Raw genomic sequence first — 6,133 nt, forward strand, 5'->3', positions numbered from 1 at the left:
CCGGCGCGGTTTCCAGCCCCTGATAGACGACGCCGCGGTACTTCTCTTTGGCAACCAACTGGCAAAACGCATATTCACGTTCTGCGGCCCAGCGTTTACCGCTTGAAGCCGGAAGACCATAAAATGCAAACCGGTTAATCCCTTTCTCTTTCAGATGCAGGAAGGCGCTTTCTACCAGCGCGTGGTTGTCGGTGGCAATGTAATGTACTGGTGGATAATCTTGCTGCAGATGGTAGGAACCCCCAACGCCAATGATCGGAACATCCACATCGACAAGTAATTGCGCAATATCATCATCGTCATAATCGGCAATAACGCCGTCGCCTAACCACTCTTTAATGTTATCAATGCGAGCACGAAAATCTTCTTCTATGAAGATATCCCACTCCGATTGCGACGCTTGCAGATACTCGCCAACCCCTTCAACCACCTGACGGTCGTAGGCTTTATTGGCATTAAATAACAACGTAATACGATGACGTTTATAAAACATGGTTCTTTTCCTGCTGAATCATGTAGATAAGACAATGCCGGTTGCATTAACCGGCATTGAGATACACCCACTTCTTAAATTCAGGAACGACGTTTGGTTGCTGAGTCCATCCATACCGCCAACAACAATATCGCCCCTTTCACTATGTATTGCCAGAAGGTGGGGACGTCCATCATACTCATTCCATTATCGAGAGAAGCCATAATGAATGCGCCCATGACGGCGCCGGCAACACTCCCGACCCCTCCCGCCAGGCTGGTTCCCCCGATGACACATGCGGCAATGGCATCCAGTTCTGCAATGTTCCCTGCGGAAGGGGAACCTGCGCCAAGCCGGGAGCTAAGAATGAGCCCGGCAATGGCGACCATCAAACCATTAATAGCGAAAACGGCAAGTTTGGTGCGTTCAACGTTGATACCTGAAAGGCGGGCGGCTTCCAGATTCCCGCCAATGGCGTAAATTCTCCGACCGAATGCCGTGCGCGTGGCCATAAACATCCCACCGAGCAGCAGCAGCGTCAGCAGCAGGACGGGCGTTGGAACACCACGATAATCGTTTAATAGCCAGATTGCCCCTAAGACGACAATGGCTGTGAATGCCTGGCGACCCACAGCCGACGTTGATGCGGGAGTGGCAAGGCCTAACGCCTGGCGACGCATACGGCCTCGCCATTGCCAGCCAACAAACGCCATTAAGCCGAGAGCACCGATGACAAAGCCTGTGCCATCAGACAAGTAGCTCTGACCAATCTGAGACATTGCTGCGCTGGTGGGGGATACGGTGGTGCCGTTGGTGATGCCAATCAGAATACCGCGGAAAGCCAGCATTCCCGCAAGGGTGACGATAAACGACGGAACCTTGCGGTAAGCAACCCACCATCCATTCCATGCCCCGAGGAGCAATCCCAGAGTCAGGGTTACGATCACCGTCAGCGGTAAAGGCCAGCCTAGCCAAACATCACAGATCGCCGCTACGCCGCCCAATAATCCCATCATGGAACCGACAGAGAGATCGATTTCAGCGGAAATGATCACAAACACCATACCCACGGCAAGAATACCGGTAATCGCAGTCTGTCGAAGCAGGTTCGAGACATTACGTGCGCTCAGGTATGCGCCATCAGTGGTCCACGTGAAAAACAGCATAATCACGATAATCGCCGCAATCATGACGAAGACTTGCAAGTTAAGCGATTTTATTGCTGGGAAACCACCTGTGATAGAGGGAGAAAGTTTCGCTTCAGACGGATTGTTTTTCGACATGATGTTCGCTCCTTAATGCGGCTTCCATCACCTGCTCCTGAGTCAGGTTATGATTTACCAGGTTAGCTTTCAGTTTTCCTTCATGCATCACGAGGATGCGATCGCTTAGTCCGAGCACTTCAGGTAATTCAGAGGAGATGACAATCACGGCAATGCCTTCCTGGACGAGCTGGTTGATGAGTTTGTAGATTTCATATTTGGCGCCGATATCAATACCCCTGGTGGGTTCATCAAGAATGAGAATCCGGGGATTTAACAGGAGGCAACGTGCGAGAATCGCTTTTTGCTGATTCCCTCCGCTCAGACGCCCGATCGCAAGGTCGGGGGACGATGTTTTTACTTTGAGCTGTTGAAGCGATTCCAGAATGCATTTTTGTTCAGCGGCATCATCAAGATGGCTCATGCCCCCGGTAAATTTATCGAGTGCAGCCAGCGTGATATTTTTCCCCACAGCCATCACCGGAACAATGCCATCTTTTTTTCTGTCTTCAGGCACCATGGCGATGCCATGAGCAATAGCTTGCTGGCAGTTATGGATATGCACCTGAGTGCCTTCAATAAAAATCTTTCCCTCCCAACGACCAGACCAGACGCCAAACAGACACTGTACGGCTTCGGTACGTCCTGCACCGACGAGTCCGGCAATGCCGAGAATTTCGCCCTGCTTGAGTGAGAAAGAAATGTCGTTGACGCGTTTTATATGGCGATTGACGGGATGCCAGGCTGTCAGATTCTCAACCCGTAAAATCTCTTCTCCCGTGGTATGAGGCTCGCTGGGGTAAAGTGCGGTGAGCTCACGACCAACCATCATGGTGATAATATCGTCTTCAGTCATGTTGGTCGCATCGCGTGTGCCGATGTGTTTACCGTCGCGAATAACGCAAATGGTATTCGAGATGGCCTTAACTTCATTCAATTTGTGTGAAATATAAATGCAGGCGATATCATGCTGTTGTAGGTCACGTATAATATTCAGCAGTATTGCAGTTTCCTGCTCGGTGAGGGAGGCCGTTGGTTCATCCAGAATAAGTAAGCGGACCTGCTTATTCAGCGCTTTTGCAATTTCTACCAGCTGTTGTTGCCCTAATCCTAAATCGCCCACGCGCGTATCTGGCGAAATAGACAAACTGACCTGATCGAGTAATTTTTGACAGCGTAACGTCATCATCTCGTAATCAAGAACGCCGTTACGGGTCATTTCGTTACCGAGGAAAATATTTTCCAGTATTGTTAACTCTTTCACCAGGGCTAATTCCTGGTGGATGATCGCAATACCCTTACGTTCGGTATCACGAATATGGCTGGCACGGATGGCTTCGCCAGCAAAAATGATCTCGCCTTCGTAGGTTCCATGCGGATAAATTCCGCACAGAACTTTCATTAGCGTCGATTTACCCGAACCATTTTCACCGCATAATGAAATGATTTCGCCAGCATTGATCCTAAGGCTAACGTTATCAACCGCCTTCACTACGCCGAATGTCTTGGTAATGTTTTTCATTTCAAGAAGATATGGCATAACTGCTCCACATAAGCCAATAAGAGAACCCTGCGTGGACATTCACGTATATCCGTGGCGAATTTGACACCACGTTTTATTGCCCTCTGATTTGCAGAGGGCACATGGCTTACAGATCGCTTTTCTTGTGGAATCCGTCTTTAATGACGGTCTCGTTAATATTATCTTTGTTAACATCAATAGGTGTGAGTAGTCGGGAAGGGACATCTTTCAGGCCATTATTCAGCGAAGTATCTGCTTTAGGCTGTTGATCATTTCCCAGTTCGACGGCGATTTCCGCAGCGGTATTTGCGAGCAATGTAATAGGTTTATAAACCGTCATGGTTTGAGTCCCGGCGACAATGCGCTTGATGCCTGCAAGGTCTGCATCTTGTCCGGAAATAGCGACTTTTCCTGATAATCCTTGCGCACTCAGCGCCTGAATCGCACCGCCAGCTGTGGCGTCATTTGAGGCAACTACTGCGTCAATTTTGTTATTGTTGGCGGTTAGCGCATTTTCCATAATCTTCAACGCATTCTCCGGTAACCAGCCGTCAACCCATTGATCGCCCACTACCTTAATTTTTCCGCTGTCGATATAAGGTTTTAATACTTTCATTTGTCCAGCGCGGAACAGCTTCGCGTTGTTATCAACGGGTGAGCCACCCATCAGGAAATAATTCCCTTCGGGAACAATATTGACTAATGATTGAGCCTGTAATTCACCTACTTTTTCATTATCGAAAGAGATATAAAAATCGATGTCAGCATCATTGATCATGCGATCGTAAGCCAGCACCTTGATCCCTTCTTGTTTTGCTTCTTTGATAACATTGCTTAATACCTGGCCGTTGTAAGGGATTATCACAAGGACATCCACGCCCCGGTTTATCATGTTTTCAATCTGCGACATTTGGGTTTCTTCATTACCATTCGCCGATTGTACAAATACTTTCGCACCAAGCGATTCAGCTTTGTTGACGAAAATATCGCGATCTTTCTGCCAGCGTTCCAGGCGGAGATCATCAATCGCCATACCGATTTTTACTTCTTTGGCATGACCTGCGACACTGGTGAGTAAAAGGGATGTGCAAACAGCAAGTAAAATGTTCTTCATCTTCATAATCGTGATGCCTTTTGTAGGGGAGAAACAGCAGTAAAAGTAACAATCACAGCATAAGACGTAGCAGAGTTTTAACAGGTAACGGCGGGAAGGCAATTATAGATTTTTATCTTCCAATTACGTTTTTTGGTTTATTTCTTGATTTATGACCGGGATCGTATTTTAAATGATTCGTTACCTGGGTTGCATTTAAGTTTGATAAGTAACAATTTTTAAATTGTTCAGATTTTATTTTGAGAAGTAGCGCACACTTGTGAATTATCTCAATGGCAGTATGAAATAACATAATTGAGCAATAGGTGGGGAGTGCCCAATATTACGACATTATCCATCACCCGCCGCATTACCTGATTATGGAGTTCATTATGCCAGCCTATTTTGACCAGCTTGAGCGCGTTCGTTATGAAGGCACCAAATCAACTAATCCATTAGCATTTCGCCACTACAACTCTGATGAGTTAGTGTTAGGCAAGCGTATGGAAGATCACCTGCGGTTTGCTGCCTGCTACTGGCACACTTTCTGCTGGAATGGTGCAGATATGTTTGGTGTTGGTGCATTTAATCGCCCGTGGCAGCAGCCCGGTGAAGCGCTGGAATTAGCGAAGCGCAAGGCGGACGTGGCGTTCGAGTTTTTCCACAAACTGAACGTGCCCTACTACTGCTTCCATGACGTGGATGTCTCGCCGGAAGGCGCGTCGCTGAAAGAGTACAAAAACAATTTTGCGCAGATGGTTGATGTACTGGCGGCAAAACAGGAACAGAGCGGCGTGAAGCTACTGTGGGGAACGGCAAACTGCTTCACCAACCCACGTTACGGCGCGGGCGCGGCCACGAACCCGGATCCGGAAGTGTTCAGCTGGGCCGCCACTCAGGTGGTTACGGCTATGGATGCCACGCATAAATTAGGCGGTGAAAACTACGTTCTGTGGGGCGGTCGTGAAGGCTATGAAACGCTGCTGAATACCGATCTGCGGCAGGAACGTGAGCAAATTGGTCGCTTCATGCAACTGGTCGTGGAACACAAACACAAAACCGGTTTCCAGGGCACTTTGCTTATCGAGCCGAAGCCGCAGGAACCGACCAAGCACCAGTACGATTACGATGCGGCGACCGTATACGGATTCCTCAAGCAGTTCGGTCTGGAAAAAGAGATCAAACTGAATATCGAAGCCAACCACGCCACGCTGGCGGGTCACTCGTTCCATCACGAAATCGCCACCGCTATCGCACTGGGCCTGTTTGGCTCTGTCGATGCCAACCGTGGGGACGCGCAACTGGGCTGGGATACTGACCAGTTCCCGAACAGCGTAGAAGAGAATGCGTTGGTGATGTACGAAATCCTGAAAGCCGGCGGCTTCACCACCGGTGGCCTGAACTTCGATGCCAAGGTTCGTCGTCAGAGTACCGATAAATACGATCTGTTCTATGGTCATATTGGCGCGATGGATACCATGGCGCTGTCGCTGAAAATTGCGGCGCGTATGATTGAAGACGGTGGTCTGGATCAGCGCGTGGCTAAACGTTATGCCGGTTGGAATGGTGAGCTGGGCCAGCAAATTCTGAAAGGGCAGATGACGCTGACGGAAATTGCGCAGTACGCTGAACAACACAACCTGGCGCCAGTGCACCAGAGCGGTCATCAGGAATTGCTGGAAAATCTGGTGAACCATTATTTGTTCGACAAATAACGGGTCTCTGAGCATGTCCGTAAGCCCGGTCAGCTCGCGCGACCGGGCCTTTCTTTAAGGAACGATGCC

4 protein-coding genes and 1 pseudogene are annotated in these 6,133 nt (G+C 49.0%); 1 reads left to right on the forward strand and 4 read right to left on the reverse strand.

Annotated elements, in window-relative coordinates; genetic code table 11:
• From xylR to xylF, 4 genes and pseudogenes are all read right to left on the reverse strand, one after another.
• Positions 1 to 493: pseudogene (gene xylR, locus FDW87_RS22545) on the reverse strand (D-xylose utilization transcriptional activator XylR); the annotation flags it as partial.
• Between the two features lie 80 nt (positions 494 to 573).
• The gene (xylH, locus tag FDW87_RS12970) at positions 574 to 1,755 is read right to left on the reverse strand and encodes a xylose ABC transporter permease XylH (protein WP_016154928.1); all 1,182 of its coding nucleotides are present in this window, start codon (positions 1,753 to 1,755) and stop codon (positions 574 to 576) included.
• Positions 1,733 to 3,274, reverse strand: a complete 1,542-nt coding sequence (locus tag FDW87_RS12975; RefSeq protein WP_046275786.1) for a xylose ABC transporter ATP-binding protein — start codon at positions 3,272 to 3,274, stop codon at positions 1,733 to 1,735. The genes xylH and FDW87_RS12975 overlap by 23 nt, the downstream gene beginning before the upstream one ends.
• A 109-nt stretch (positions 3,275 to 3,383) precedes the next feature.
• The gene (gene xylF, locus FDW87_RS12980; protein ID WP_016154926.1) at positions 3,384 to 4,376 is read right to left on the reverse strand and encodes a D-xylose ABC transporter substrate-binding protein; all 993 of its coding nucleotides are present in this window, start codon (positions 4,374 to 4,376) and stop codon (positions 3,384 to 3,386) included.
• Positions 4,377 to 4,741: 365 nt separating this feature from the next.
• Between xylF and xylA the strand changes: the two genes are divergently transcribed.
• The gene (xylA, locus tag FDW87_RS12985) at positions 4,742 to 6,064 is read left to right on the forward strand and encodes a xylose isomerase (protein WP_016154925.1); all 1,323 of its coding nucleotides are present in this window, start codon (positions 4,742 to 4,744) and stop codon (positions 6,062 to 6,064) included.
• The last annotated feature ends 69 nt before the right edge of the window (positions 6,065 to 6,133 follow it).

Source organism: Citrobacter sp. wls826 (assembly GCF_005281245.1).
Taxonomy (GTDB): domain Bacteria; phylum Pseudomonadota; class Gammaproteobacteria; order Enterobacterales; family Enterobacteriaceae; genus Citrobacter; species Citrobacter braakii.